The following is a 25,823-nucleotide window of genomic DNA, read 5'->3' as shown; positions in this document are numbered from 1 at the left end:
TCCGGCGGGACGGATTCCAAGAATATAATATAGAAGGTGAAGAAAATGAAAGAAAACACGCAGCACAACATAGAAGACGAGGAGCCGGTAAGTCAAAAAGGGAAGCTTAAAAAGTTCCTTTATCCCCTGCTTTTTGCCATAGTGATCATTGGATGCAGTGCAGGCTATTATATTTACAGCGTAAACACCAATTACTTCAGCACGGATAATGCCAAGGTGACTGCCAAACTGTATTCCGTCATGCCGGTGACCAATGGAAAGCTGATCTCCTGGGATGTGGAAAACGGGGACCTGGTTGAGCAGGACCAGGTTCTCGGGCGCCAGGAGACCCTGCCCTATATCACATCCCCCATCAGCGGCACGGTGGTTAAAAATGACGGTGCCGTGAACCAGATGGCGAACGCCAGCACGCCTGTGGCAGTGGTGGCGGACACCTCCAATCTCTATATCGGCGTCAATGTGGAGGAAACGGATATTATGAAGATCCGCCTGGGCCAGATGGCTGATGTAAAGATAGACGCATATCCCAAACGGACATTTAAAGGCCAGGTGACTGAGATCGATCCAACTACCCAGACTTATTTCACCAATACCACCAGCTTTTCCACCAGCGGGACCTACACCAAGGTGACACAGCTCATCCCCATCAAGGTAACCATTGAGAACAAGGAGAACCTTCCGCTGGTATTCGGCATGAACGCTACCGTCAGGGTACATTTAAAATAAGGACACATGGGAGGTAAGACAATGAAAGGAAATATGACAGTTTGGGCCATCCTCATGCTGGCAGCGGGGCTGCTCACAGGATGCGCGGGGGACAGCGGCCAGCCGGAGGTGACCACGGCCGTGGCGCGGTCGGGAAGGGACCTGTCCTCCATGGTGTGGCAGGGAACAGTGGAGGCCATGAGCACCATTGACGTGATGCCCGGCGGAAGCGGAAAGGTGGTGGCCGTACCTGCCGCAGAGGGACAGCATGTAAATGCAGGAGATATTATTTTTCAGACAGATGATACGGATGCCGGACTTTCCCTTGCCCAGGCAAAGGCGGGATATGACGCGGCGAAGGCTGCCTTTACCAGCGCCCAGAAAGCCAGCGATGAAAACACCGGAGTGGCGCCCGCACGGATCGAATACACGGATGCCCTTAATAACTTTAACCGTGTCCAGGAACTATACGCCTCCAACGTAGTCTCACAGGTGGATTATGAAAATGCCAGATCCAGGATGGACACGGCCGCCTCCAAGCTAAAGGCGGCGCAAAACGGCCAGGACGGTAACTATGACGCGGCAAAGGCACAGATGGACAGCGCAAAAGCGGCCCTGGACATTGCCCAGAAACGCTATGATGACTGCAGTGTCCCCTCCCCCATCACCGGCATGATCACTAAGATCAATGTGGAGATCGGCCAGACAGTGTCCCCTCAGGTAACAGGCGCCACTGTGATCGATGACAGCGGGCAAAAGGTGGAGATCCAGGTGGCTGACACGGATATAGACCAGCTGAAAACAGGAATGGCCATGGACATCGGGCTGCAGTCGGCCGGCACCGCCTGCAGCGGCACCATTGGGGAGATATCAGCGGTATGCGATCCCAAAACCGGCATGTACACTGTAAAAATACTGCTGGACCGCCAGGAGGATCTGCGCTATACCGGCCTTATGGCCGATGTAAGGGCGGCCGGCAGCCAGTCAGCCTCCTCTGTTTACATCCCATCCAAGTGCATTCTCTCTGATGACAGCGGAAGCTACGTGTACGCCATTGTAAATACATCTGTGGTCAAAACACCCGTTACCCAGGGCAGAAAGAAAAACGCATACATGGAAATAACCCAGGGATTGGAAGCGGGCAGCGAGGTGGTGCTGCAAAGCAGCAGGAACCTGGAGGACGGCATGAAGGTGAGAGTATTGACTGTAAAATAACACTAACTACATGATCCTCACATTCTTGAGGGTTCCGGTCTTGGAAAATTGGGTCCACTCGCAGACATTCACCGCGTGGTCCCCAATGCGCTCCAGATATTTTGCCACCATCAAAAGATCGATCCCCTGGTCCGCCTGGTCGGGGGAGGATTTGAGAAGATCAATGACATCTGTTTTTACTTTGTTAAACAGCATATCTACCTCATCATCCCTGTCAATGATCTTCAGCGCCTCCTCCAGGTCCTGGCTGATAAACGCCTCGATGGCATCGTGTACCATGTTCTGCGCAGCGGACGCCATCACGGGCAGGTGCTTCACAATGTGATATGCGTGTTCGCTTTTTATGCGCAGGATCAGCTCCGCAATATCCGATGCATGGTCCCCGATACGCTCCAGGTCCGTCACCACCTTTAGGGCGGTGGACACCTGACGCAGGTCACTGGCCACAGGCTGCTGGCGCAGGATCAGGGACAGGCACCGGGACTCAATGGCCCGCTCCATGTCATTGACCGTGCGGTCCCCCTTGATCACATCCTCGGCCATGGCGTAATCCTGGTCCTCAAAGGCTGCAAAGGTCTGTTCAATGGCGCTTTCCACCATCCTGGCCATTTCCTTTAAATCCTGTTTTAATACTCCTAATTCGTGATCATAAGTTACTCTTACACTCATTCTATTTCCTTTCTGCCAACTACCCGTCTATCAGCCGAAACGGCCTGTAATATAATCTTCTGTCCTCTTATCCTTAGGCATGGTAAACAGTTCATCCGTGGCGGCGTACTCCACCACTTCACCTACCAGGAAAAAGGCTGTATAATCCGCAATACGGGTGGCCTGCTGCATGTTATGGGTTACAATAGCCACCGTGTACTTGCTCTTTAAATCATCCATCAGGTCCTCGATCTTTAAAGTGGAAATGGGATCCAGGGCTGAGGTGGGCTCATCCATGAGCAGCACTTCCGGTTCCACGGCCAGCGCCCTTGCAATACACAGACGCTGCTGCTGTCCTCCGGACAGGCCCAGGGCTGACTTTTTCAAACGGTCCGCCACCTCATCCCACAGGGCGGCTCCCCTGAGGCTGCTCTCCACGATCTCATCCAGCTGGGATTTGTTCTTGATCCCATGGATCCTGGGTCCATATGCCACATTGTCATATATGCTCATGGGAAATGGATTGGGCTGCTGGAACACCATGCCGATCTTTTTTCTGAGAAGGGTGGTGTCCACCTGGGGGGCATAGATGTCCTCATTGTCCAAAAGCACGGTCCCATCGATCTTCACGCCGGGCACCAGGTCGTTCATGCGGTTCAGGGTCTTTAAATAGGTGGACTTTCCGCATCCCGAGGGACCGATAAACGCCGTGATCTTATTCTCATATAAATCAAGGTTAATATTCTTAAGGGCATGATTCTCCCCATAATACAAGTTCAGGTTCCGGGTTGCAATCTTTGTTTTTGTTTCCACGTTCTATCTCCTTATTTCTCCACGTTAAATCTATGGGACAGATATTTTGCCAGTCCATTGATCCCCAGTACAATGACCAAAAGTACCACTGCCACGGCAAATGCCTCATTATATTTTGCCTTCTGCATAAACAGGTACAACTGGATGGTCAGGGTTCCGCCGGATTCCAGTACTTTGTGAAGCAGGTTCTTTGGAAGGTAATATCCGCTTCCGGCAGTAAACAGCAGGGCGGCGGACTCTCCCACAATGCGGCCGATAGCCAGGATAACTCCTGTAAGGATCCCGGGCATGGCGCTTGGAAGAAGGATGGTTCTTATCATATACCACTTGGTTGCCCCGATCCCCAAAGCTCCGTGGCGGTAGCTGTCCGGAACTGTCTTTAATGCCTCCTGGGTAGTCCTGGTGATCAGCGGCAGGATCATCAAGGTCAGGGTGAGAGCGCCTGTGAGGATGGAATATCCCAGTCCCAGGGTATTGCCGAAAAATACCATGCCGAACAATCCAAAGATAATGGAGGGGATACCTGATAAAACTTCCGTTGTAAATTCAATGGCCCGGACCGCCTTGCCCGGCCTGGCGTATTCATTGAGGTACACGGCTGAGCCGATCCCGATGGGGGTGGCGATCAGCAGGGTGATGCCCACAATATAAAGAGTGTTGATGATATTTCCCAGGATGCCGAAGGTTCCCTTTGTGGCGCTGGAAGCAGTGCTTAAAAAAGCCCAGGTCACATGAGGGATCCCACGCACAAACACGTATCCCATGATGCCGGCCAGGATCAGGATGGAAAGACCCGCGCATCCGTATATGATTCCTGTGAGCAGGACATCCGTGGGCCTTACCCGTTTCCCATAAATGCTGTCCCTGACCACAGAGTTTTTATTGATCTGAACCGCTATATCACCTGTCATTTTTCTTCTCCCCTTTCTTCAGAATCCTGGTAAGGCTTATGTTTATGCACATGATAAAGGCAAAGAGCACAAGTCCGATGGTAAACAATACCTGCCTGTGCAGTCCGGCCGCATACCCCATCTCCGACACGATGGCTGTGGTAAGGAACCGCACGGAGTTAAAGGGAAGAGGAAGGTTCACCGCGCTTCCGGACACAAGACTGATGGCCATGGCCTCGCCAATGGCCCTGCCTGTTCCCAGCACCACCGCTGTGATGATACCGGACTTGGCCGCGGGCACGATCACCTGGAAAATAGTCTGTATCCTGGTGGCCCCCAAAGCCAGGGACGCGCTTTTTAAGTGGGAGGGAACCGCTCTTAGGGAGGATTCGCTGATATTGATGACCGTGGGGAGGATCATCAGGGCCAGCACCAGGACCGCGGAGATCAGATTGGCGCCTCCCGTGAACTGGTGGGTTTCGGAGCCTTTGAATATGATAAGCTCTATTTTATACATCAGGGGATTCAGTATTAATATTCCCAACAGGCCGTAGATGACCGAGGGGATGCCTGCCAGCAGCTCCACTGCCGGACGGACCGTGTCCGCCAGTTTTTTAGGGGCCACCTCCGCCAGGAAAATGGCGGTCATAACGCCAATGGGTACGCCGATGAGTATTGCTAAAAATGTTCCCACAATGGATGTAAGTATGACAAAGAGAATCCCGAAGCTGGGGGAAGCTGCCGCCGGCTGCCATGCGGTGCCGAAGATGATTTCCAGTATACCCACCTTAAACAGTGCGGGCGTACCGCTTATGATCATGTACAATGTGATGGATGCAACAGCCAGTACAGCGAAAAAGCCGCAGCCGGTAAAGATGGCCTGTGCAGCTTTTTCAACAGTGGACTTGCTGCTGTGGTGGGAACGTATGGAAATTGTTTCCGCTCTCATGCAGGGAAGTCTCCTTTCTGATCCTGATTATTTGTCAACTGCGATCAGTCCCACGGACTTAACGATCTCAGTGCCTTCTTCGGAGTAAATATAGTCAAACAGCGCCTTTACCAGATCGTTCTGCTGGCTGATATCACCCTTGGTAGCCATAACAAAGGGACGGCTTAAGAAATAGCTTCCGGCCTTGATATTTTCCTCTGTGGGCTCAGCCCCTTCCAGCTTCAGGGCCTTAACAGTGTCGTCCAGCACGTCCAGGGATACGTATCCGATGGAACCTGGCGTGGATGCAACCTTTGCCATCACTGCGCCTGTGCTGTCCAGCTCATTGCTGTATTTACAAAGGTCCTCAAGTCCCAGCAGCTCCTCAAAGGCGCTTCTTGTACCGGAACCGGACTCACGTCCAACCACTACCACAGGAGCATCGCTTCCTCCCACATCCTTCCAGTTGGTCACCTTGCCCTCATAGAGGTCTGACAGCTGCTGCTTGGTCAGGTCCTCCACGGTATTGGAAGGATCGACTACCACTGCGATCCCGTCAATGGCCACAATGTTCTCAGCCACGCCGTTGGCCTTTTCCTCGTCCTTTAAGTTTCTGGAAGAGTTTCCGATATCAGCGCTTCCATTGTTAACAGCCTCAACGCCTGCACCGGAGCCCACGAACTCAGCTGTAACCGTAACCTTTGGGTATTTCTCCATAAATGACTCGCTGAGCGCATTTGCAAACTTCTCCATGGAAGTGGAGCCTACCATGCTGATGGAGCCGCTTAAGTCAGCTGCTGCCTGAGCTGATGTGGCTGCCTCTTCCGAGGTTCCCTCCGTCTGCCCTGCGGTGGTGGTTGGTGCTGCCTCAGCTGCCGTGGTTGCTGCAGCTGCTGCGGTTGTCTCGCCTGCGGAACCTGAGCATCCTGCCAGTACTCCCATTGCAAGCATTGCCGTGCCCATCAGTGCCATTATTTTCTTACTGTCCATTCTCATAATACATTGCCTCCAATTATTCTGTTTCTGTTCTGTGTATTTGTTTTTTCATGTTCACTACATTTTGGAGTATACATAAGTTTTACATTGGATGAAATCAAAGTATGGTATAGATTCTGTAAAATCTGTGTAAAACCATTTTTGTATCTGTGATTGGTATCCTCGTCCACTGAGGGTAAATATGCACAATAAATTTCTTTTTCCTTATGCATATTAATGATTTACAACCCTTTCGGATTATGATAAATTAAATTTATAAAAGATATGAGGTATTACCTTATACCAATCAGGAGGTTAAAATGGATCAGACAATTGATATTAAGAACTTAAGACGCTGTGCGGAGATTTCCAGGCAGTCACGTGCAGAAGGCAATACTCCCTTTGGAGCTCTTCTGGCAGATAAGGACGGCAACATCTTACTGGAACAGCCTAATGTTGAGATAACAGAGAATAAATGCACCGGCCATGCGGAGACTCAGGTGGCGGAGCGGGCATCCCAGCTGTACTCCAAAGATTATCTGAAGGACTGCACCCTTTACACCACAGCGGAACCATGCGCCATGTGCGCGGGAGCCATCTACTGGGCCGGGATCGGACGGGTGGTATACGGCATGACCGAGAAGGACCTGCTGGCCCAGACCGGATCAGACCCCCAGAACCCCACCTTTGACCTTCCATGCCGCGAAGTATTTGCAAGGGGCCAAAAGAAGATCGAAGTGGTTGGACCCTTTCCCGAACTTGTTGAGGAGATAGCAGAAGTGCATAAAGGCTACTGGAACAGTTGATCAATCAAGCAGATGACGAGGAGGATATGAGATGGAACAGCAGAATCAGAACCAGTCAGCGGACACGGAATACTCCCGGTGCGCCGTACCCTTGAACCAACGCAAGACCTATTTCAGCCTTACCATTGTGTGGACGGGATTTGTATTTGTCACTACCAGCATGATGGCCGGAGGCGGGCTTGCGGCAGGAATGGATTTTAAGCACATCATACTGGCAACACTGGGCGGCAACATTTTTCTGAGCATCATTGCCGTACTGATCAGCATCATTGCCTGTAAGACAGGCCTTACCTTCGCGCTGCTGACCAGGTACAGCTTTGGCTCCAGCGGTTCCAAGGCCGCCTCCATCTTTGTACCCGTGGTCAACCTTGGCTGGTACACCATCCAGGCAGCCACTTACGGACATTTTGTGGCCCAGGTATTTCATATGGGTCAGGTGGGCGAGGGATTATGTATGGCTGCCAGCGCCATTATCATGGGCATCTTTGCCATGTTCGGCATCAGCGCCATCACCATCCTGGGATACATCGCCATACCCGCCATTGTATTCCTGTCCATTGCCACAGCCATCCGCTCCCTGGGCGTCATCGGAGGGGTGGATGCCCTGTTCTCCTATCTTCCGGCCGCCAACATGCCCCTGTTCACAGGCATCACGGCCGTGATCGGCACCTGGGTTCTGTCCACCGCAACCTGTATCGCCGACATCATGCGCTATGCCAAGGACACCAAGACAGCCATATCCGCCACCCTCACAGGTCTATTGGGAGGCAATATCCTGATGATCGTATGCGGCGCCATTGCAGCCATTGCCATGGAGAACAGCGACCTCACCGTGATCCTTCTGGGATTTGGCCTGGTGATTCCCAGCCTGATCCTTATGACCACCAACATTTTTACCACCAATGCAGCCAACCTGTACTCCACATCCTTAAATCTCTCCAATGCATTTAAGATGGAGCGCAAGAAAATGCTGGCCATCCTGCTGGCCCTGTCAGCCCTGGCAACCCTTACAAAACCCTATGAGATCGGCTTTTTATTCACCTTCCTCAACATACTGGGTACAGTGGTCCCGCCATTATCCGGAATCATCCTGTCAGACTATTTCCTGGTCCACAAAGGCAGCTATGCGGCGTATGACAAAGCCAGATTCTGCAAATGGAATCCCGTCCCCTGGATCACCTGGGCCATTTCCATCGCCCTGGTGTACATGATCCCATTTGGCCTTCCGTCCTTAAACGGAATCATTCTGGGCGCAGCGATCTATACCGCACTGATGGCCGTAAATAAGCAGCGGGCAGCCGGCAGCATTGCCGAGGAAGCGTAAAAGGGGGAATATACATATGGACAGATATAAATTCAGCGCATTAATAGGAACTGTGATCATGGGGATCGGTTCTTTTATGGGATGCCTGGCAGAAAATCCCCTGTTTATCAACCTGGGGAACGGACTTTTGATCGTGAGTATTTTTGTTATGATATATGGGTATTCCAAATGGCAGCCATAAACAATGTAAAACGGATTAGCGATCGCTAATCCGTTTTAATATTTGATATCCTGGATCCTTCATCCTCATCCATCCTGTCATAATGAAGGATCCGCTTGCGTATCTGGCTGTATTTTAAGATGTTTGTGTCCACGTATTCCCATGTGTAAACTGCCGGGGTCCCGTCCTCGTCAAAGTTAACGCCCTTTAGCAGCAGGAATGCCTTTGGCGGGATCCCTGCTGTTTTTAACAGGCTGTCCAGCAATTCCACGTCCCTACTGTAGACCGCGTTCAGCTCCACCTTGTCCCACTCCAGCTTTTTGCCGCTGGCCTTGTACATAAAGTAGAACACGGAATTCACATAACGGTCCAGTTCTCCCATATCCACCCCTCTCAGGTATGAAAGGGGGATATAGTCACGGGTCACGGCACAGATTTGTTGATCCGCGTAGAAGATCTTGTCACACACAAGGGCCTGCGCCCCCTCCTCCATGCCCAGGCGGCCGGCCACATCCCGGTCCGCCCTGACAATCTGGTGCCGGATCATCTCCACCCTGGGTTCATATCCGCTGTTCCTTATCATATCCGCAAAATGCATCACAGGGTTAAAGCTGGCTTTCATCTCAAAAAAGCTGCTGTTGACAAACGTCCCCCTTCCATGTCTGCGGAATATCATGCCCTTTCCCGCCAGGTCGTCCAGGACGCTGCGCAGTGTGATCCTGCTGACTCCCAGCATCCGTGCCAGCTCCTCCTCCCTGGGAAGCTTGCTGTTCACAGATAGATCCATGTGTTTGATAAAGCGGAGAAGTTCCTCCTCCACCTGGGCTTTCAGGTCTGTTTTCCTGACCTTTCTGGGTATGCTCTCCCTGTAATCTTCCGTCATGTTCCCCTCCCGTACCTGTCCAAGGAGTTTGGCTTATCCCTGCTCCCGGCAAGCAGATATAAATAGTATATAAATAATGCCTACCCTGTCGTCCGTTGACAGGGCAGGCCTATCCTTTAAAAGGATGTGATCTCAGTTTTTAGGATACATTTATATTCTATGATATCATGTTTCCTGATTTCTTTCAAGCGGCCCAGGGAGTAAACAATAGCCAAAGAAAATCACACCAGCTGTCTCTTCAGCCGTTCCTCCTGCGCCTTTTTATCCTCAGCCGGATACCACATGGGGTCCGCGATGTGGATACAGCAGGTCTCACCCGGCGCAAACACCACACGGTGGGGCGTTTCCACCTTTACCAGCTGCTCACCCACCGATACCAGGTACTCTGTCTTATCCGTAAGAAAGATCCTCTTTTCCACACGGGTCTTAAATCCCTGGTCCCCGGTTATCCGTATGGCATTGGGCCTGGTGGCGACCACCATGTCGCTGGCAGCATCCGGCGGCACGGGCAGATCCAGCGCCTGGCTCATGTCGCCTTTGGGGTATGCCTTTTTATCCTTGATCACAACATTAATGAATGTGGATTCTCCCAGGAAGCTGTGCACAAACCGGGAATTGGGCTTGTTGTAAAGGTTTGCCGGAGTGTCGACCTGCATGATCCTGCCCATGTCGCACACCATCATCCGGTCCGAGATAGCCATGGCCTCAGACTGGTCATGGGTCACAAAAATAATGGTAAAGTTGAATTTGCGCTGCAGCTCCTTGATCTCAAACCGCATGGATTCCCTTAATTTAGGATCCAGGTTGGAGAGGGGTTCATCCAGAAGCATCACCTTTGGGCTGGTGACAATTGCCCTGGCCAGGGCAATACGCTGCTGCTGGCCGCCTGAAAGTTCCGAAGGATACACCTCCTCCAGCCCATCCAGGCTGCAGTGGTGCAGGGCTTCCTTTACCCGCTTTGTCATATCCGTCTTATTTACATTCTGTATTTTTAACGGAAACGCCACATTGTCAAAAATATTCATATGGGGCCACACGGCAAATGCCTGGAACACCATTCCCAGCCCTCTTTCCTCAGGGGGAACATAAAGGTTCTTTGACTTGATGGATACCGGCTTGCCGCAAAGGTGGATCTCGCCCTCAGACAGATCCTCAAACCCCGCGATCATGCGCAGGGTAGTTGTCTTGCCGCAGCCTGATGGTCCCAGGAAGGAGAAACACTCCCCCTCCTGAATATTCAGGTTAAAGTCATCCACCGCCGTGACCGTACCCATGGTTCTGGTTGTGAAGCGCTTTGTAACATGCTGTAAAACTACCTGATCCTGTGCCATAACCTACGCTCCCTTCCTGTCTTTGGTGATTTCCGTGACAATGGTATTACATATAATAATGATTACAATGGCCAGTGAGGCCAGGGCCGATGCCTGAGGGATCATGCCTGCGTCCCTTAAGGAATAGATCTGTACCCCCAGCGTCCTGGTATATGGCCCGTAGAGAAGAATGGATGTGGTCAGCTCCCTCATGGCCGGCAGGAAGATCAGGAAGAATCCCGATACCATGGCCGGGCGGATCAGAGGCAGGGTGATATCCTTCAGGGATTCCGTGTGGGTGGCGCCGCAGGCCCTGGAAGCTTCCTCCAGGGAGGAGTTGACCTGCTGCAGGGATGCGGAGGCGCTCTTCATGGAGAAGGACAGGTATCTTGCCATATAGGCCACCAGTATGATCCATATGGTATTGTACAGTTTAATCCCAAAGATGGAGCCGGACCAGGAAAGGATAACGCCGATGGCCAGCACGGTTCCGGGTATGGAATAGGGCAGCACGGAAAGGATCTCCAGAATACCTTTGCCCTTTGGTTTAATGCGGTTGATCACGTAAGCCACCATAACACCCAGGAACATACACACGATCCCGGCCGTAACAGACAGGAACAGTGAGTTTTTGATGGAATCCAGAGTGGCCGTGGAGGTCAGTACCTTCTGGTAATTCTTCAGGGAGAAGTTCTCCGGTGTAAGGGGGAGCCCATATGCATTGACCAGGGCTACCAGGAATATCATGACCAGAGGGACCACAACAATAACGATCAGTGTAAGGCAGGCAAATGCCAGCAACGGGTATTTGGCTCCCCTCAGCTTAATCAGGGTAGGCCGCATGGACTTTCCCTTGATAATGTCATAGCTTCCTGAGCTGAGCACCCGCTTTTGGATCACCAGTGCCACCGCCACCACCGCCACCAGCAGGATGGACAGCGCGGCGCCCTGGCGGATTCCCTCAAAGCTTCCCGAGGATTTATAGATCAGGGCGTAGATCATGGTGGGCAGTGTATAAATATTCTTGGAAAAACCAAGAATGGACGGCACTCCGAAATGAGCCAGTGAGGATATGAGGATCAAAAGCGCTCCTGCGGAAATAGCTGGTTTTACCAGGGGGATCGTAATCTTTGCTATGACCTGCCCCTGCTTTGCCCCAGCGATCCTGGCTGACTCCTCCAAGGTGGGGTCCATGCGCTCCAGGGCGCTTACCACCTGCATGAACACAAATGGGAAATAGTAGGAGCACTCCACAAAAATGATCCCGCCGATACTGTTGATATTAATGGGCGCACTGGCCAGGTGGAAGGTTGCCATCAGCCATTTGTTCACATAGCCGGCCCTTCCTGAGAAAAGCAGATCCCATGCCATGGCACCAAAAAACGGAGGAAACATGTAGGGGATGGTAAACATAGCCCTCATAAAGCCCTTGGCCGGAATGTCGCTGCGCCCCAGAAGCCAGGCATAGAACAGACCCATAATGGTTCCAAACAGCGTCACCGCCAGGGCGATAACAATGGTGTTCCACATTGCCTTCAGGTTATCCATATTTCCTATCACTGATACAAAGAGGCTGATATCAAACTTGCCCTCATAGAAAAACGCATTGTAAACGATCATAAAGATCGGGATCGCCACAATGACCAGAAGCAATACAAAGCTGAGGCCCGTCATGGCCTGGTCCAGGCCGAACTTCCTGCCCTCCATGGCAGCCAGCTCCGAGCCGCTTGTCATGGCACGCCGTCTCCTGAATGTCATAGGTTTTCCTCCTTTCCAACTGCAGGATAAAACTCAGGGCTTATGAATTTAAGACCCACGGTTTCCCCTTCCCGCTCCACCGTGCCTGCCTGATTGGCGTCAAAGGCATTTTTCTGAACACGGATCTCCTTGCCGTTAAAATCCACAAAATAATCATACTCGCTACCCAGGAATACGGAGCGTTTTACCGCTGCCTTCAGGGGTGATGCAGAGTCAAACGTAATGTTATTGGGGCGCACGCCCATGTCCACGGTTCCCGCCTGTTCATACTGTGCAGGCACCTTCCCGTCAAATACCATCTTTCCGTTGCCGGAAAAGCACCAGTCCTTTCCCTTTTTGCACAGTGTGAAGAAATTGGAAACACCGATAAACTCAAATACAAACCGGTTGGCGGGCCGGAGTATGATATCCTCATCCGCTCCCAGCTGGCACAACTCCCCTTCCCTGTTCATAATGGCCATCTTATCGCACAGCTGCAGGGATGCCTCCTGATCATGGGTGATGTAGAAGATGGTGGTCCCTATATTTTTTTGGATCTGCCGGATCTCTATGAGCATTTCCTCTCTCAGCTTTGCATCCAGGTTGGTGATTGGCTCATCCATGACGATCACCGCATCGGAGCTGACCAATGCCCTTGCAATGGCAACCCTCTGCTGCTGGCCGCCGGACAGCTGGCTGGGCAGGTAGCCCGCGTATTCGCTCATGCGCACCTGTTTTAGTGCGTTCTCCGCCCTCTGCTTGACCTCCGTCTTTGGCATCCTGCGCTTTTTCATGGGATAGCACACATTTTCCAGAACCGTCATGTGGGGCCAAACCGCATAATCCTGGAACACCACGCCCACATCGCGGCGCTCCGGCGGAATATTGATACGCCTTGCCTGTGAAAATACACACCTGTCCCCAATCCAGATCTCCCCTGTGCTGGGCTTGTTAAATCCCAGGAGACAGCGGATCAGCGTGGTCTTGCCGCAGCCCGAGGGGCCCACCAGGCACATGATCTGGCTGTCGTCCACTTCCAGGGAAAAATTCTTTAAAATCTGTCTGTCCCCATAGGAAAAGGATATATTGTCGAACTTAATACTAGCCATTATAGGTCCTCCTGTCCCTTGTAAATGTAATTCCATCCATGCGGATAAAACAGGGCCGGAACTTCTTCCGGCCCCGCTTACATGTTCCCGCTTTCCTTGCTATACATTCCTTGCTATACTTTTAATGTACTTTTAATATATTTTCCTTACTTAAAGATCTTGTCAAATGTCTCAATAATCTGATCTGAGCTGTCGGACAGGGACTGAAGGTCAACGCTCATGGCTGACTTTGCGATCTCCTCCACGCTAGCGCCCTTCTGGTCCACGTCATCCCTTACGGACAGCAGGTTGTTGTCTACCAGGATCTCCTGGCCTTCCTTGGAAAGGATAAAGTCATACAGCAGTTTGCCGTTGGTATCGTTTGCGCATCCCTCAACCAGGCCAATGGGTGAGAAGATGGAAACCAAGTCGGAGTCCAGATACCTGAAGCCCAGAGGCGAACCCTCATCCATCAGGTTCTGTGTTACATAATCCAGCATGATCCCCACCTTATAGGCGCCTGCAGCCACCTGGTTGTGGGTTGCGGTGGTGCCGGATTCCAGCTCACATCCATTTTCTTTTAACTTCTTAAAATATTCCTCACCATAAGATGGATCAGAAAGGAGCGCTCCCACAAAATACTTTGTGGTGCCTGCTGAAGACGGGTCGGTCATTACGATCTGGTTGTTCCACTTTGGATCCAACAGGTCATTCCATGTCTTGGGCGCTTCCTCCTCCGTAACCAGGGTGGTGTTATATCCCACGGACATGTTCATCATACGTGCACCAGTGTAGTATCCGTCCGGGTCAATAAACTTATCGGCAATGGCGCCGGCCTCCGGGGATGAATATTTTGCAAGAATGCCTTCATTTTTAAATCCAATATAGTCCGAGGGGTCTCCCACCCAGATCACATCAGCCGCCACCTGTCCTGACTGGTGCTCGGTGGCGATCTTGGTGATCACCTTTCCTGTGCCTGCAAAGTAATAATCCATCTTTACATTAGGATATTTCTTCTCAAATCCCTGCTTAATGGCCATCAGCTGATCCTCCTGCATGGAAGAGTACAGCATTACATTGCCGGTCGCCTCCGCATCTGAGGAAACTGCCTCAGTCCCTTCCTGTCCGTTTTCCGCCTCTGTGCCTTCTGCCTGAGCTTCTGTCTTAGGAGCCTCAGCTGCCGTTGTTGGCTCCGGTGTCTTAGCGTTGCCGGAACCGCCGCATGCTGTCAATGAAACTGCCATAGCTGATGCAAGGATGACTGCCAATGATTTCTTCATAACTATACCTCCCTGAGTACGTTTAATTTTTGCACATACGAAAATTCTCATATTTTGTTGTGCAATTTGTTTGTTTTGCAGTTGATTTGATTGTAAATTTTATGCTAAAATATGTAAAGTATGAAAAATGTGGAAGTGAGCCGATGTACAATTTTTAAACCCTGCAAAGTTTAAACTTCCCCAAAGGCGGTAAGATGACGGAGAAAGCAGTAAAAAACCCCAAGAAAATCAGACAACTCATCCACATCCTGGCCCTTGGTTCAGGATTTCTTGTGGTGCTTGCCATCATCTTCCTCACCCTGTTCCGCATTTTCGAGCGCATCACCTATGACTCCATTTCCGACCTGAACCGTGATTTTGCCATCCAGATCGATTCCCTTACAGAAACCATCAACTCCTCCATTGTAAATTATGGAATGCAGCTGTTTTATTCAGATGCGGTAAAAACCATGATGGGATCCGGAACCTTTTCCAACACGGACCGTGTATACATGACCAGGGATCTGAATACGTCCCTAAGCTCCACGGATTTTGCAGAGTCCATCATCATCCACAACGGCTACACGGAGCACGTATACTCCACTGATCCCTCCTTCCCGGACCAGCCCATTGATATTTATAAGAAGTCCCCCATCCGCCAGCTCCTGATCAGCAGGACCAATGAAGACCGTTTTAAACCCATCTACTGCCATGAAAACGGACCTGGCGGAAAAGAGTATTACACCTTTATGTTCTACGAGGTATACCCTGACGGAACCCCCAAGCCCAGCACCCTGATCATTACCATCAAAAGCAACTGGTACAAAAAGTCCCTGCTGGCCTCCAACCCGTCCTCAGACCTGATCGTCATCAACAAGCACGGGGATATCCTGGTGTCCGCAAGCGACTCCCTCCTGGACAAATACACCGAGTACTATCCCATGATCACCAAGGAAAAAAACAGCGGGTATTTTATAGACAATAAGAAAAAGGAAATCTGCATGTATTATGAGTCCCTGACAACGGGCCATACCTACATGAAGATCTCCCCTTTGCAAAAAACCCTTCCCCGCCTCCTGTACTTTCGCCGGATCGTGGTATGTTTTATGGTAACGCTGATCTCCATTTTCGGCGCTGCCCTGGTTGTGCTGCTCATCTTTGCCCTGATGCCCATGCTCAGGCTAAAGGACGCCATTAAGACCATTGACAAGCTTCTGGAGGGAAATGAACCCGACATGCCCGGTCCTCCCAACGCTCCCTCCCTTCCCCTGAGGGAACAGATCAATGCAGTGGTGTCCAAATCAGAGCGCGCCAGCCTGGAGCAGGTCCTGTATGACATGCTGGCCGGCAAGCTCTCTTTGTCCTCCTCCCGACTTTTTAAGAACCAGGAAGGCCCATTTGGTTTTATGCTGGTCCATGCCCAGCACAGAAAAGACATCTACGAGCTGGTGGAAAAACAGCACCCGGAAATGGTAGTCACCAAATCCTCCCACATCTATGCCTGCATTGGCATCTGGGAATCTGAGGAGGATTACAAAGACCTGGCCGCTTTTATTTCCCAGTCACTCAACTGCCGCCTGTTTAAAAGTTCCCTGTTTACGGATTTTGAGAGCCTGGCCTCCCATTTTTCCAACCTGAACGAACTGCGCAAGTTGGGCCTGATCCTCAATGAGGAGGAACTTGTGATCCATGAGGAAGCCCTGGCCATAAAAACTCCGGCCAATACCATTACCACCAGGGATTTTACAGACCTGATCGTACGCCTCAAGTCAGGCAGCCTTGACCTGAGCCGGGCCAAATGGCTGGAAATCCTGGACACCATTAAAAACTACCGGTACGATGACTTTCAGTACATCCTATACCGGGCCGAGGATACCATATGCAATATTTTAAATGAGTTTTCCAGCGATCTGCTGAAAGACGGCCAGAAGCTTCTCCCCGAATCCCTGGAGCAGATCAGGGATCTGGGGGAGATCAACCGGGCCTTTGACAGGGCCTTTGTATCCATTTGTGATAATTACAGTGAAAAAAAGGCGGAAAAATATTCTGAACTGGCCCGCCACATTAAAGAGATCGTCCAGGAACACTACCATGACAGCAGCCTGAACTCCCAGCGCATTGCAGACATGATCCAGATGAACAATGCCTATCTAGGCCGCATGTTTAAAAGTTCTTACGGACGTTCCATCAACGACTATATCAACACATGCCGTCTGGAGGAGAGCATGCGCCTTCTCAGGCATACGGACCAGTCCGTGGAGGAGATTGCGCAGCGTGTGGGCTTTTCCAATATTAAATATTTTTACGTGCTGTTTAAAAAGTTTACAGGGATAACCCCCACCACCTACCGTGCGGGATAGGCGGCGGGGGGATCAAAGGGAAACAGCGAAAACCATTTCCACAATTGTCTGCATCTCTTCCCACTTCTGTTCCATGTCCTCCACCAGCTTAAACTGGGTCCGGCACCGGTCCAGATTATGTTTCTCCCTGGCGGTCTTAAAATAGGTATCCCCTTCCAGGTAATCTGTCAGGAAACGCATTCCGCACTCCAGGGTCATAAGGCGTGCGCCCTGGGGCAGCATTTTTACCTCCTCCTCCGTAAGGCTCCCCGCGCATCCCTTTAAGAATCCTTTGGTGTAGGTCTCAAACAGAGGAAGGGACAGGGAAACCTTACTCAGATCCGTCTCGTCCTCCTCCGCCGTGTTGGCTCCAAACCGTATGGAATCGCCGAAGTCAAAGATGGAGAGTCCTGGCATCACTGTGTCCAGATCAATGATGCAGATGGCCTGGCCTGTGCTGTCATCGATCATAATGTTGTTTAGTTTTGTGTCGTTGTGGGTTACCCGCAGGGGAAGCGCCCCTGATGCCAGCATATCCATGGCAAGGCCCATATCCCCGCCCCTGTCCGTCACAAACCGGATCTCTTCCCTCACCTGGTCCGCCCTGTTACAGATATCCTGATCCACAACCTCCTGAAAGCGCTGAAACCTGCGGGGCGTGTCATGGAAGCCCGGTATGGTCTCGGACAATTCTTTGGCCGGATACCGGGACAAAAGGCGCTGGAAATGGCCGAAGGCCTTGCCGCTCTGGTAGAAATCCTCGGGCTTTTCCACCAGGTTGTAACAGGTGGCTCCTTCAATGAACAGGTACATCCTCCAGTAGCTGCCCTGACTGTCCACGTAAAAGGCTTCCCCCTTCTTTGTCTTTACCAGGTTCAGGGTCTCCCGGTCAGGGTCTCCTCCGTTTTTTATGACCTCCTGCCTTAAAAATGTGGTCACGCCTTCAATATTCCTCATCAGGGACACCGGGTCCCTGAAAATCTCATCATTCATTCTCTGAAGGATATAGGGACGGTCGCACACCAGCTTAAAGGTGTCGTTAATATGTCCGCTCCCGTAGCGCTCACAGCTTACCATGCGTCCCTGTGTCATAAAAGCCGCGGACGCTTCCTCCAGTATCCATGTCTCTATCTCTGTACTCATCTCTCAGCCCTCCCACAGCTTCTGTGGATACAGTCCGCTGTCCTTTAATCCTTTGATGGCCTTTACCACCATCTCCTTATCCTCCTTGTAGGTGACTCCATACCAGCGGTCCACACTCTTTAACACCGTAACCTGGGCCTGATCTGCTTTTAACAGCTCATCAACCACAAAGGGAAGGAAATACTCGCACTTTAAGGGATCCGCGGAAAGGTTCTTTTCCAGGAATGCCCCGAACCGTTTTTCCAGTTCCGCCAGGATGCTGGCCGTAAATCCCCACATGTTCATGGACACAATGGCGGACTCCCCAAGTTCCGTCCATGTGGACCCGCCATCCTCCGTGTATTCAGCTATATCGCCGTGCTTTTCTATTCTGGTGCGCTCATGGACATCGGTCAGGCAGTTGCATTCATCCACCGTACACACGCCTCTGGCCACATATCCGTTCTCCGTAAGGGTATTATAAAGACGGTAGCCCACCATGGTATACTGGTATCTATCATTATCCTCCACGGATGAAAGCTGATCATAAATCATGTGAAACGCTTCTTTTCCATAATAATCATCCGCATTAATAACCGCAAAAGGACCGTCTATGCTGGATGCGCAGCACAGGACCGCATGGGCGGTTCCCCAAGGCTTTACCCGCTCTTTTGGCACCTGGAAACCTGCCGGTATTTTATCCAGTTCCTGAAATATATACTCCACATCCATGTACTTACTGATCCTGTTCCCTATATGGATCTTAAACTCTTCCTCAATGGCCTTCTTGATAATAAATATTACCTTCTCAAATCCGGCTTCCCTTGCATCAAAAATTGAAAAATCAATTATGATATTGCCATACTCATCCACCGGGTCGATCTGCTTTAATCCCCCGTAGCGGCTTCCCATACCAGCCGCCATAATCACCAATACAGGTTTCTTTCCCATGCTTATCTACCTCTCTTACTGGATTTTATTCTGTGTCTCGACATGACCTAACCCTTAACACCGCCGCCTGTAACACCTGCGTTGATCTTCTCAGACAGGAAAATATACAGGATAAAGGTGGGCAGTGTCACCCTGCCTTTTGTCTTGGACATATAGTTCCTCCTTGTACACAGATGGTAATTGTTCAATAACCTCAGTATATACAAATCGGGAAATTGGCACAAGATGGATCGGCTAATTATATTTGCACATTCTATTCTTTTATTTGCATTATCTTTCTTTACATGGAATATTTGTATGATACAATAGAATCAATGGGACAAGAGTAAACCCAATAAGAAGGGGGAAGGATTTATGGCATATGAAAGTGTGCACCTGGAGGACAGCATCACCATAGAAAATATCATATCCATCCACTATTTCCAGTATATGAGCGACTTTTCCTTTCCAGGGGAAAGCCATGATTTCTGGGAGCTGGTCTGTGTGGACCGTGGAGAAATAGACGCAATTGCCGATGACCGGCGGCTGACGCTGAAAAAGGGCAGCATTTTGTTCCACAAGCCCAATGAATTCCACAACGTACTTACCAACGGCCTGGTATCGCCCAGTCTGGTGGTAATTGGATTTGACTGCCATTCCCCCTGCATGAAGGCATTTGAAAACCAGCTCATGACCATACAGGATACGGAAAAAGAGCTGCTGGCCCAGATCATCGTGGAGGCCCGCAACACCTTTGACGGCCGTCTGGATGATCCCTACCAGGAGAAACTGGTGTTTCTGAACCATCCTGTTTCTTTTGGGTCCGCACAGCTGATCAGCCACTACCTGGAGCAGCTTATGATCCATTTGTACCGAAGGTATTTTTCCTATCCACTGCCCGTGCACTCCACGGACTTTCTGACCGCAAAGTCAGGAACAGGCAGCGATACCTATAACCGGATCGTACGGTATATGGAGGAGCATATCAATGAGCAGCTCACCATTGATAAGATCTGTAAGGATAACCTGGTGGGGCGTTCCCAACTGCAAAAGCTGTTCCGGGATGCCCAGGGCTGCGGGGTGATTGAATTCTTCTCCATGATGAAGGTGGACACGGCCAAACAGATGATCCGTGACCACCAGCTGAATTTTACGCAGATTTCAGATAAACTTGGATACACGTCCATTCACTACTTTTCCAGGCAGTTCAAAAAACTGACGACCATGACGCCATCGGAATACGCCACATCCATACAGCTGCTGTCGGAAAAGCCGTGATACTGTAAGGCAGGTTCACGTCTTTTTAATAAAATCCGTCTTACATTTGGGGCAGTGGATGCTGACTTTCCCATGCCCTCTGGGAATGCGGATCTTCTGACCGCAGTTTGGGCACTTAAAAATCCGGTATTTGCGCCCTTGTGTAAAACTGAATTTCACTTTGCGCCAGTACTCAGTCACATAAAAACGCATCCTGAGAAACACCTGGTTTTCCTGATAACGCTTTCCCACGTTCTTTGAGAACATACGGAAATACATGGTGATAAGCCCCACCAGTTCCAATGTGTCAAGGATCGTGGACGGGAGCGAAGCCCGCACAAACAAATTAATCACGATCAATACCAGAACTGCCCATACCATAAACTGGCCCAGCTGGTCCATCCCGTACCTGCCTATCATAAAACGCTGAAATTTCTCTCTTAACCGGTTCATCCCTATCCATTTCCTTTCCCGCCGGCTGTCCTGGTGCCGGCTCTCTGCCGGTTTTGATGCCGGTCAACCGGCAGCCCTGATACCGGAGCTCTGCCTGTTCCGGTACCGGACGGCGCCACTGGGATCAGCCCTTCGCATGACAGTAACTATAACCTAATTTCCGCTTAAAATCAATGCGGCCGCGGGATTCTTAATGGTATTTTTAGAAACTGTGGCCGGGAGGCATGCGTACTCCCCACTGCATTCTCCTCACTGCATTCTCCTCACTGCATTCTCTTCACTGCATCCATGGCCAGCTGGGAGCGCTGGCATTCCTCCGCGCATAGGGTAATCTGCCAGCACAGGGAACTCCCCTTCATGTGCTCTGCCGCATAGCTCAATCCATTGGTCCGCTCGTCCAGGAAACTGCGGTCTATCTGGTTGGGGTCGCCTAAAAGGATGATCTTAGTGCCTTTTCCTGCTCTTGTAATGATCCCCTTGACCTGGGCAGGTGTCATGTTCTGGGCCTCATCAATGATCAAGTAGGTCCTTACAATGGACCTTCCTCTTATAAAGTTCAGCGCCTCTGCCTGAACCAGTCCCCGGTCAAATATCTCATCGATCTTCCCTTTCAGCTCAGATTCATTCTCATAGCGTTTTTCCTCGCAGGAATCAATGAGCTGCTCCAGGTTGTCTATGATGGGGCGCATCAGGGGCGAGATCTTTTCCTGTTCATCCCCGGGAAGGAAACCGATGTCTGAGTCAAACTGAGCATTGGGACGGCTGATAAGGATCTTCCGGTATTCGCCGGAAGGGTCGTTCAGCAGCTTCTCAAGCCCTACCGCCAGGGAGTAAAAGGTCTTTGCAGTGCCCGCCATTCCCTTTACAATCACAAGAGGGGCCCGGTCGGCGGACTGCATCAGGGCTTCCTGGAGAAAATATTGGCCGGAATTCTTTGGTGCGATTCCGTAGGGTCTGGCTTTTTTGTAGTCCAGCCCCACGATCCGCTCTCCCTCCACCCGCCCCAGTACTGTTTTTTTAGCAGACTGGTCCGCTTTCAGTATCACAAACTGGTTTTCCCAGAGTTTTGGAGTGGTATGCACGCCTTCCTGGCTGGAAGTGTAAACAATATTTACAGGGATTCCCTTTTTCTTAAAATCCTTAAAACAATCCTCAGGCGCATATACCTCAATTCGGCCCGTATACTGTTCCTCCTTGTCGGAAACCTGCTCAGTTAGAAAATCCTCTGCCTGGATCCCAATTATCTGGGCCTTGATCCGCAAAAGGATATCCTTGGTCACAAGGATCACCCTTCCGTCCTGTTGCTGGCCTGCCAGCCCCCTGCATACCTTGAGGATGCGGTTATCCATCTTATCATCAGGAAGATCGGGAGGCAGTACAATATCCACGAAATTTTTCTCCACCCGCAGGCTTCCCCCACGTTCCAGCATGACGCCCGACAGCAGGTCCCCTTTTTGGCGCAGCCCTTCCAAAAGCCGGATGGCCGTTCTGGCATTGGCACCTTTCTCGCCTTCTGATTTTTTCAGATTGTCCAGTTCCTCCAGTACGGCCACGGGCAGGACGATCTGGTTGTCCTCAAAACAATGGACGGCGTAGGGCGCCTGTATCAGAATATTTGTATCCAGCACATAGGTTTTTATCATTCACAGGACTCCTTTACAATTATTTTTAAGCGTTTCCCCCTGAAACACCTCACCCAGAAGCGCTTCTGCCAGGATTTTTGCTTATGGGACCATCATATCCTAAATATCGGATCTATGTTACCAGAGTACTGTAAAAGTAATGTAAAGGGAATATATAAATCCCTTCCGGACAAGGCGCGTAATACCACAAGCAGCGCCAGTCCCACAACAATGCCAGCAAAACTCAGCATACCCTGTCTCCGTTTCTAATCCCTGCCATTCTCATTAGGACGCCTTCCCTCCATCGCGGCCATGCGCGCTGCACTGACACCCGGGACCCGCATGGAAAATGTGTCCTCCATCACCGAGTAGTCCCAGTATCCAGCCCTTCCAAGCAATCGCAGCTTTTTATAGTCCAGCTTTCCGTCCGGGAGAATGATCTCATCTGATACATGGATCTCCACCACTCTCCCGATAATCATATCCACGGTCCCCTTTCCCCCTGCAGTCCTCCCCGGAATCCGTATGGTCTGCATATACTCACATTCAAACTGGATGGGAGATTCCGCCACACGCTTTGCAGCCACACGCACGCTGTCAGCCTTGTGCAGGCCGGCCTTTTCAAACTCATCCTCCTGCGGCCCAAACCCTGAGGCTGTAATGTTCATCGCATCCTTCAATTCGCAGGGTACTGCATTGTATACAAAGCAGCCCATGGACTCAATGTTATTTACCGTATCCTTTCGGCGCACTGCATCTTCATCCCCGCCCTGGTTTACGGCGATCATTACCATGGGAGGATCATAGGACAGGTTCTGGAACTGGCTGAAGGGCGCAAGGTTATCCACACCCTCCCTGCTCACCGTGGAAATCCACCCAATCGGCCGGGGCGCCACACAGGCCTTAAACGGATTTAACGATAAAGGGCATGTTTCATTTACAGGTGAGTAATGCATATTCATTCTCCTTTTCTCTTTAACATCTTTATTTGGTGCAATTCTGTATCTTGTAGTTAAAACAACCACAATCTTCAGCAAAACCGGTAAAATCTTTTGTATTCCATGGCAATTGTTTTTCCTCCTGTATTTGTATAAGATTAACCTATCTGAACGTACATAAAGGAGGAGTTGTATGGAGCAATATAAACCATTAAAAGGTGTGAAGGTTGTGGAGTTATCCCTGATGGTGGCATCTGCATCCTGCGGGCGTATGATGGCAGACTGGGGAGCGGATGTCATCAAGGTGGAAAATACCAAAGGAGGGGACACGTTCCGGAAATGGCCTCTGGGGATCGGAGCTCCGGCTGATGATGATTTTGATCCCCTGTTTGACAACCTGAATGCCAACAAGCGGGCCATCAGCCTGGATACCGGAACCAAATCCGGCCGCGAAGTCATGTTCCGGCTTTTGGAACAAGCGGACGTATTTCTGACAAACCTGCGCACAAGTACCCTGCAGAAATCCGGTCTGGATTACGACAGTCTGAAGGACCGTTTTCCAAAACTGGTAATGAGCCAGCTGGACGGATATGGGGAAAAGGGCGATGAAGCTTCCCGCCCCGGATACGACAACACGGCATTCTGGGCAAGGGGCGGATTCCTGTTCAGCCAGAGTATCTATGGGGACAATGAACAGGCATATCCCGTGTACATGCCTATGGGGTTTGGGGATGTAACCTGCGCAATGGGAATGATGGCCGCCACCGTGTCTGCGGTACTGGCCGCCCGCCAGACCGGAAAAGGGGACCGCGTATCCTTAAGCCTGTACGGAACCGCGGTATGGCTTGCCAATATTCTGGTTTCCGGTTCCCAGTACGGCTTCCGCCTTCCCAAACGCCGTGAAGACTCCAGTCCATTTGGAGCGCCTTTCAAGTGCAGCGATGGGCGGTGGTTCATGCCCCAGATCGTCAACTTCAGCCGGGACGCGCCGGTCTTCTACAAACTGCTGGGGGCCGATGACATGGCAGATGATCCGCTGTACGCGTCACGTGCCAGCTTTAATCGTGTGGAGGTCTGCGGCCCTGTGATCAGACGGTTTGAGGGGATTTTTGCGGCCAAGACTGCCGATGAATGGAAGCGCCTGTTTGGCGAGGCCGGTCTCTGCTGCGAGATCCTGTACCGCTATGATGACATACTGACCGATCCCCAGGCGCTGGCCAATGATTTTATCTATCAGATGAAATATCCCAACGGTCAGGAGGCCGCCCTGGTACGCAGCTGCCTGAACAGCAAACGCATGGGACTTCCCCCATTTAAGCGCGGCCCCATGCTGGGTGAACACACGGTGGGCATATTAGGGGAGCTGGGTTATACGAATGATGAGATCCAGGCTCTCCTGGCGGAACATTCGGTCAAACAGCATGACTGAATAAATCTTGATGAGCCGTCTGTTTCCAGGAAAGGCCGGACTGCAGTCTTCACTGCGTATCCAGCCTTTCCGTCTTATATTATCCATCTGTCAGACCCAGGTCATCTGCCCGAAATCCAGGATCGCCTTCCCATCCGTATCCTTTACCATACGGAATACCGCCTTCCCGGATCCGGTCTCCCAGATGTGGAGGAAAAACCCTTCTCCCGGCATGGCAACGCTCCTGAACTGGTTCTCAATGGAAACCATGCGCTCCGGCTCCCCGGGAAATAAAGCTCCCACCATCATACGGCAGGCATATCCCAGGCTGCAGAGCCCATGGATGATCGGCCTCTCAAACCCACATTTTGCGGCAAATTCCGGGTCCGCGTGAAGAGGGTATGTGTCCCCGGTCAGGCGGTACAGCAGCGGTGCATTGAGTGGATATCCATTCCTGCACACATGATCCGGTTTCCGATCCGGAATCTCCACCGTGCTGCGTGCTGTCTTCGGCCCGCCAAATCCTCCGGCCCAGCGGTTTAAATAGCCCATGGTGTTGGTAAATACAGGCTCACCATTCTCATCCCTTCCGATCACATCCACCTGGATCTTGGCGCCCTTGCCTTCCCCCCGGTCATAGACAGCGCTGATCACCTTCTCGATCATAAGTGTCCCCTTAACAGCTATGGGCTTGTGCAGTACCAGCTTGTGGTCCATGTGCAGGGTTCCATCCGTGCGCAGTCCCGGGATCATCCTGGTTGGCATCTGTGGCTGGGGATCATAGGGATCCATCCCAAATGTCCCGGCACAGGGGATTACACCAAATGTGGGGATTGCTTTCAGCCCCTTCTCATAGACATAGTCCAGTTCATCCTGCCCGGCTCCCACACTCAGATTATATAAGATCAGGTCCCTCCAGGAGTATGTAAACTTCTGTTTCAGGGATAATCCTACGGCAGATTCATTCAGCATTCTCTTTCCTCCCCTTAAGCGTATTTTTTCATGCAACGCAG

At 51.1% G+C, this 25,823-nt stretch carries 24 protein-coding genes; 8 read left to right on the top strand and 16 right to left on the bottom strand.

The annotated features are described in order from the left end of the window. Positions 1–45 precede the first annotated feature (45 nt). Both ABID13_RS21000 and ABID13_RS20995 read left to right on the top strand, forming a co-directional pair. Positions 46–726: an HlyD family secretion protein gene (locus ABID13_RS21000; protein WP_048929162.1), complete on the top strand. Its 681-nt coding sequence runs from the start codon at positions 46–48 to the stop codon at positions 724–726. A gap of 21 nt (positions 727–747) precedes the next feature. Continuing rightward, positions 748–1,920, top strand: coding sequence for an efflux RND transporter periplasmic adaptor subunit (locus tag ABID13_RS20995; protein WP_007862243.1), 1,173 nt, complete (start codon positions 748–750; stop codon positions 1,918–1,920). 6 nt (positions 1,921–1,926) lie between these two features. On the opposite strand, the gene phoU is transcribed toward ABID13_RS20995, so the two are convergent. The 5 genes from phoU to ABID13_RS20970 are packed head-to-tail and all read right to left on the bottom strand — an operon-like array spanning position 1,927 to position 6,195. After that, a complete protein-coding gene (gene phoU / locus ABID13_RS20990; protein ID WP_007862245.1) occupies positions 1,927–2,589 on the bottom strand; it encodes a phosphate signaling complex protein PhoU in 663 nt (220 codons plus the stop codon). A gap of 30 nt (positions 2,590–2,619) precedes the next feature. Beyond that, positions 2,620–3,381 (bottom strand): phosphate ABC transporter ATP-binding protein PstB, encoded by a 762-nt coding sequence (gene pstB / locus ABID13_RS20985; RefSeq protein WP_048929163.1) that lies wholly within the window; start codon positions 3,379–3,381, stop codon positions 2,620–2,622. 11 nt (positions 3,382–3,392) lie between these two features. After that, entirely contained in the window at positions 3,393–4,292 is a 900-nt protein-coding gene (pstA, locus tag ABID13_RS20980; protein WP_007862248.1) for a phosphate ABC transporter permease PstA, read from the bottom strand. Next, positions 4,282–5,220: a phosphate ABC transporter permease subunit PstC gene (pstC, locus tag ABID13_RS20975; protein ID WP_007862250.1), complete on the bottom strand. Its 939-nt coding sequence runs from the start codon at positions 5,218–5,220 to the stop codon at positions 4,282–4,284. Before pstC ends, pstA begins: the two co-directional genes overlap by 11 nt. A 27-nt stretch (positions 5,221–5,247) precedes the next feature. Further along, positions 5,248–6,195, bottom strand: a complete 948-nt coding sequence (locus tag ABID13_RS20970) for a phosphate ABC transporter substrate-binding protein (RefSeq protein ID WP_007862252.1) — start codon at positions 6,193–6,195, stop codon at positions 5,248–5,250. 299 nt (positions 6,196–6,494) lie between these two features. On the opposite strand from ABID13_RS20970, the gene ABID13_RS20965 reads away from it, so the two are divergent. From ABID13_RS20965 to ABID13_RS20955, 3 genes are read left to right on the top strand one after another with little or no spacing between them, the layout of a single operon-like run. Beyond that, positions 6,495–6,980, top strand: coding sequence for a nucleoside deaminase (locus ABID13_RS20965; RefSeq protein ID WP_007862253.1), 486 nt, complete (start codon positions 6,495–6,497; stop codon positions 6,978–6,980). 31 nt (positions 6,981–7,011) lie between these two features. Next, entirely contained in the window at positions 7,012–8,304 is a 1,293-nt protein-coding gene (locus tag ABID13_RS20960; RefSeq protein WP_048929164.1) for a cytosine permease, read from the top strand. Positions 8,305–8,320: 16 nt separating this feature from the next. After that, a complete protein-coding gene (locus ABID13_RS20955; RefSeq protein ID WP_007862255.1) occupies positions 8,321–8,485 on the top strand; it encodes a hypothetical protein in 165 nt (54 codons plus the stop codon). A 25-nt stretch (positions 8,486–8,510) separates the two neighbouring features. On the opposite strand, the gene ABID13_RS20950 is transcribed toward ABID13_RS20955, so the two are convergent. The 5 genes from ABID13_RS20950 to ABID13_RS20930 all read right to left on the bottom strand — a co-directional run bounded on the left by ABID13_RS20950 (position 8,511) and on the right by ABID13_RS20930 (position 14,762). Next, the gene (locus ABID13_RS20950) at positions 8,511–9,347 is read right to left on the bottom strand and encodes a GntR family transcriptional regulator (RefSeq protein WP_007862260.1); all 837 of its coding nucleotides are present in this window, start codon (positions 9,345–9,347) and stop codon (positions 8,511–8,513) included. Positions 9,348–9,568: 221 nt separating this feature from the next. Then, positions 9,569–10,678 carry an ABC transporter ATP-binding protein gene (locus ABID13_RS20945; protein ID WP_048929165.1) on the bottom strand — a complete coding sequence of 370 codons (1,110 nt, stop codon included), beginning with the start codon at positions 10,676–10,678 and terminating at the stop codon, positions 9,569–9,571. Positions 10,679–10,681: 3 nt separating this feature from the next. Next, positions 10,682–12,415, bottom strand: coding sequence for an ABC transporter permease (locus tag ABID13_RS20940; protein WP_082082706.1), 1,734 nt, complete (start codon positions 12,413–12,415; stop codon positions 10,682–10,684). Further along, positions 12,412–13,503 (bottom strand): ABC transporter ATP-binding protein, encoded by a 1,092-nt coding sequence (locus tag ABID13_RS20935; protein ID WP_045094130.1) that lies wholly within the window; start codon positions 13,501–13,503, stop codon positions 12,412–12,414. Before ABID13_RS20935 ends, ABID13_RS20940 begins: the two co-directional genes overlap by 4 nt. A 146-nt stretch (positions 13,504–13,649) precedes the next feature. Then, on the bottom strand, positions 13,650–14,762 hold the full coding sequence (locus tag ABID13_RS20930; RefSeq protein ID WP_045094129.1) for an ABC transporter substrate-binding protein: 1,113 nt from the start codon (positions 14,760–14,762) through the stop codon (positions 13,650–13,652). A gap of 194 nt (positions 14,763–14,956) precedes the next feature. Here ABID13_RS20930 and ABID13_RS20925 point away from each other — a divergent pair, with 194 nt between their 5' ends. Beyond that, positions 14,957–17,101, top strand: a complete 2,145-nt coding sequence (locus ABID13_RS20925; protein WP_007862265.1) for a helix-turn-helix transcriptional regulator — start codon at positions 14,957–14,959, stop codon at positions 17,099–17,101. 12 nt (positions 17,102–17,113) lie between these two features. Here ABID13_RS20925 and ABID13_RS20920 read toward each other — a convergent pair whose 3' ends face one another. Together ABID13_RS20920 and ABID13_RS20915 are read right to left on the bottom strand one after the other, a co-directional pair. After that, positions 17,114–18,223 (bottom strand): phosphotransferase enzyme family protein, encoded by a 1,110-nt coding sequence (locus ABID13_RS20920; protein ID WP_048929166.1) that lies wholly within the window; start codon positions 18,221–18,223, stop codon positions 17,114–17,116. A gap of 3 nt (positions 18,224–18,226) precedes the next feature. Next, positions 18,227–19,153: a sugar phosphate nucleotidyltransferase gene (locus ABID13_RS20915; RefSeq protein ID WP_048929167.1), complete on the bottom strand. Its 927-nt coding sequence runs from the start codon at positions 19,151–19,153 to the stop codon at positions 18,227–18,229. A gap of 354 nt (positions 19,154–19,507) precedes the next feature. On the opposite strand from ABID13_RS20915, the gene ABID13_RS20910 reads away from it, so the two are divergent. Beyond that, on the top strand, positions 19,508–20,410 hold the full coding sequence (locus ABID13_RS20910; protein WP_007862285.1) for a helix-turn-helix domain-containing protein: 903 nt from the start codon (positions 19,508–19,510) through the stop codon (positions 20,408–20,410). 15 nt (positions 20,411–20,425) lie between these two features. Here ABID13_RS20910 and ABID13_RS20905 read toward each other — a convergent pair whose 3' ends face one another. The 3 genes from ABID13_RS20905 to ABID13_RS20895 form a co-directional block, all read right to left on the bottom strand. Then, positions 20,426–20,842, bottom strand: coding sequence for a hypothetical protein (locus tag ABID13_RS20905; RefSeq protein ID WP_007862286.1), 417 nt, complete (start codon positions 20,840–20,842; stop codon positions 20,426–20,428). Between the two features lie 263 nt (positions 20,843–21,105). After that, positions 21,106–22,485, bottom strand: a complete 1,380-nt coding sequence (locus tag ABID13_RS20900) for a PhoH family protein (RefSeq protein WP_007862287.1) — start codon at positions 22,483–22,485, stop codon at positions 21,106–21,108. Between the two features lie 245 nt (positions 22,486–22,730). Beyond that, on the bottom strand, positions 22,731–23,420 hold the full coding sequence (locus ABID13_RS20895) for a flavin reductase family protein (protein WP_007862293.1): 690 nt from the start codon (positions 23,418–23,420) through the stop codon (positions 22,731–22,733). Between the two features lie 175 nt (positions 23,421–23,595). On the opposite strand from ABID13_RS20895, the gene ABID13_RS20890 reads away from it, so the two are divergent. Next, positions 23,596–24,831 carry a CaiB/BaiF CoA transferase family protein gene (locus ABID13_RS20890; RefSeq protein ID WP_048929168.1) on the top strand — a complete coding sequence of 412 codons (1,236 nt, stop codon included), beginning with the start codon at positions 23,596–23,598 and terminating at the stop codon, positions 24,829–24,831. A 90-nt stretch (positions 24,832–24,921) separates the two neighbouring features. Here ABID13_RS20890 and ABID13_RS20885 read toward each other — a convergent pair whose 3' ends face one another. Beyond that, positions 24,922–25,782, bottom strand: a complete 861-nt coding sequence (locus ABID13_RS20885; protein ID WP_048929169.1) for a MaoC/PaaZ C-terminal domain-containing protein — start codon at positions 25,780–25,782, stop codon at positions 24,922–24,924. Positions 25,783–25,823 lie beyond the last annotated feature (41 nt).

Origin of the sequence: Enterocloster citroniae, from assembly GCF_040545455.1 — a bacterium.
Lineage (GTDB): Bacteria > Bacillota > Clostridia > Lachnospirales > Lachnospiraceae > Enterocloster > Enterocloster citroniae.
This window is presented reverse-complemented; position numbering and strand designations above follow the sequence as displayed.

What these genes read in the sequence shown, in the direction of transcription:
- ABID13_RS21000 (WP_048929162.1), top strand. Translation starts at nt 46, where the DNA reads ATGAAAGAAAACACGCAGCACAACATAGAAGACGAGGAGCCGGTAAGT.
- ABID13_RS20995 (WP_007862243.1), top strand. Translation starts at nt 748, where the DNA reads ATGAAAGGAAATATGACAGTTTGGGCCATCCTCATGCTGGCAGCGGGG.
- phoU (WP_007862245.1), bottom strand. Translation starts at nt 2,589, where the DNA reads ATGAGTGTAAGAGTAACTTATGATCACGAATTAGGAGTATTAAAACAG.
- pstA (WP_007862248.1), bottom strand. Translation starts at nt 4,292, where the DNA reads ATGACAGGTGATATAGCGGTTCAGATCAATAAAAACTCTGTGGTCAGG.
- pstC (WP_007862250.1), bottom strand. Translation starts at nt 5,220, where the DNA reads ATGAGAGCGGAAACAATTTCCATACGTTCCCACCACAGCAGCAAGTCC.
- ABID13_RS20970 (WP_007862252.1), bottom strand. Translation starts at nt 6,195, where the DNA reads ATGAGAATGGACAGTAAGAAAATAATGGCACTGATGGGCACGGCAATG.
- ABID13_RS20965 (WP_007862253.1), top strand. Translation starts at nt 6,495, where the DNA reads ATGGATCAGACAATTGATATTAAGAACTTAAGACGCTGTGCGGAGATT.
- ABID13_RS20960 (WP_048929164.1), top strand. Translation starts at nt 7,012, where the DNA reads ATGGAACAGCAGAATCAGAACCAGTCAGCGGACACGGAATACTCCCGG.
- ABID13_RS20955 (WP_007862255.1), top strand. Translation starts at nt 8,321, where the DNA reads ATGGACAGATATAAATTCAGCGCATTAATAGGAACTGTGATCATGGGG.
- ABID13_RS20950 (WP_007862260.1), bottom strand. Translation starts at nt 9,347, where the DNA reads ATGACGGAAGATTACAGGGAGAGCATACCCAGAAAGGTCAGGAAAACA.
- ABID13_RS20945 (WP_048929165.1), bottom strand. Translation starts at nt 10,678, where the DNA reads ATGGCACAGGATCAGGTAGTTTTACAGCATGTTACAAAGCGCTTCACA.
- ABID13_RS20940 (WP_082082706.1), bottom strand. Translation starts at nt 12,415, where the DNA reads ATGACATTCAGGAGACGGCGTGCCATGACAAGCGGCTCGGAGCTGGCT.
- ABID13_RS20935 (WP_045094130.1), bottom strand. Translation starts at nt 13,503, where the DNA reads ATGGCTAGTATTAAGTTCGACAATATATCCTTTTCCTATGGGGACAGA.
- ABID13_RS20930 (WP_045094129.1), bottom strand. Translation starts at nt 14,762, where the DNA reads ATGAAGAAATCATTGGCAGTCATCCTTGCATCAGCTATGGCAGTTTCA.
- ABID13_RS20925 (WP_007862265.1), top strand. Translation starts at nt 14,957, where the DNA reads ATGACGGAGAAAGCAGTAAAAAACCCCAAGAAAATCAGACAACTCATC.
- ABID13_RS20920 (WP_048929166.1), bottom strand. Translation starts at nt 18,223, where the DNA reads ATGAGTACAGAGATAGAGACATGGATACTGGAGGAAGCGTCCGCGGCT.
- ABID13_RS20915 (WP_048929167.1), bottom strand. Translation starts at nt 19,153, where the DNA reads ATGGGAAAGAAACCTGTATTGGTGATTATGGCGGCTGGTATGGGAAGC.
- ABID13_RS20910 (WP_007862285.1), top strand. Translation starts at nt 19,508, where the DNA reads ATGGCATATGAAAGTGTGCACCTGGAGGACAGCATCACCATAGAAAAT.
- ABID13_RS20905 (WP_007862286.1), bottom strand. Translation starts at nt 20,842, where the DNA reads ATGAACCGGTTAAGAGAGAAATTTCAGCGTTTTATGATAGGCAGGTAC.
- ABID13_RS20900 (WP_007862287.1), bottom strand. Translation starts at nt 22,485, where the DNA reads ATGATAAAAACCTATGTGCTGGATACAAATATTCTGATACAGGCGCCC.
- ABID13_RS20895 (WP_007862293.1), bottom strand. Translation starts at nt 23,420, where the DNA reads ATGCATTACTCACCTGTAAATGAAACATGCCCTTTATCGTTAAATCCG.
- ABID13_RS20890 (WP_048929168.1), top strand. Translation starts at nt 23,596, where the DNA reads ATGGAGCAATATAAACCATTAAAAGGTGTGAAGGTTGTGGAGTTATCC.
- ABID13_RS20885 (WP_048929169.1), bottom strand. Translation starts at nt 25,782, where the DNA reads ATGCTGAATGAATCTGCCGTAGGATTATCCCTGAAACAGAAGTTTACA.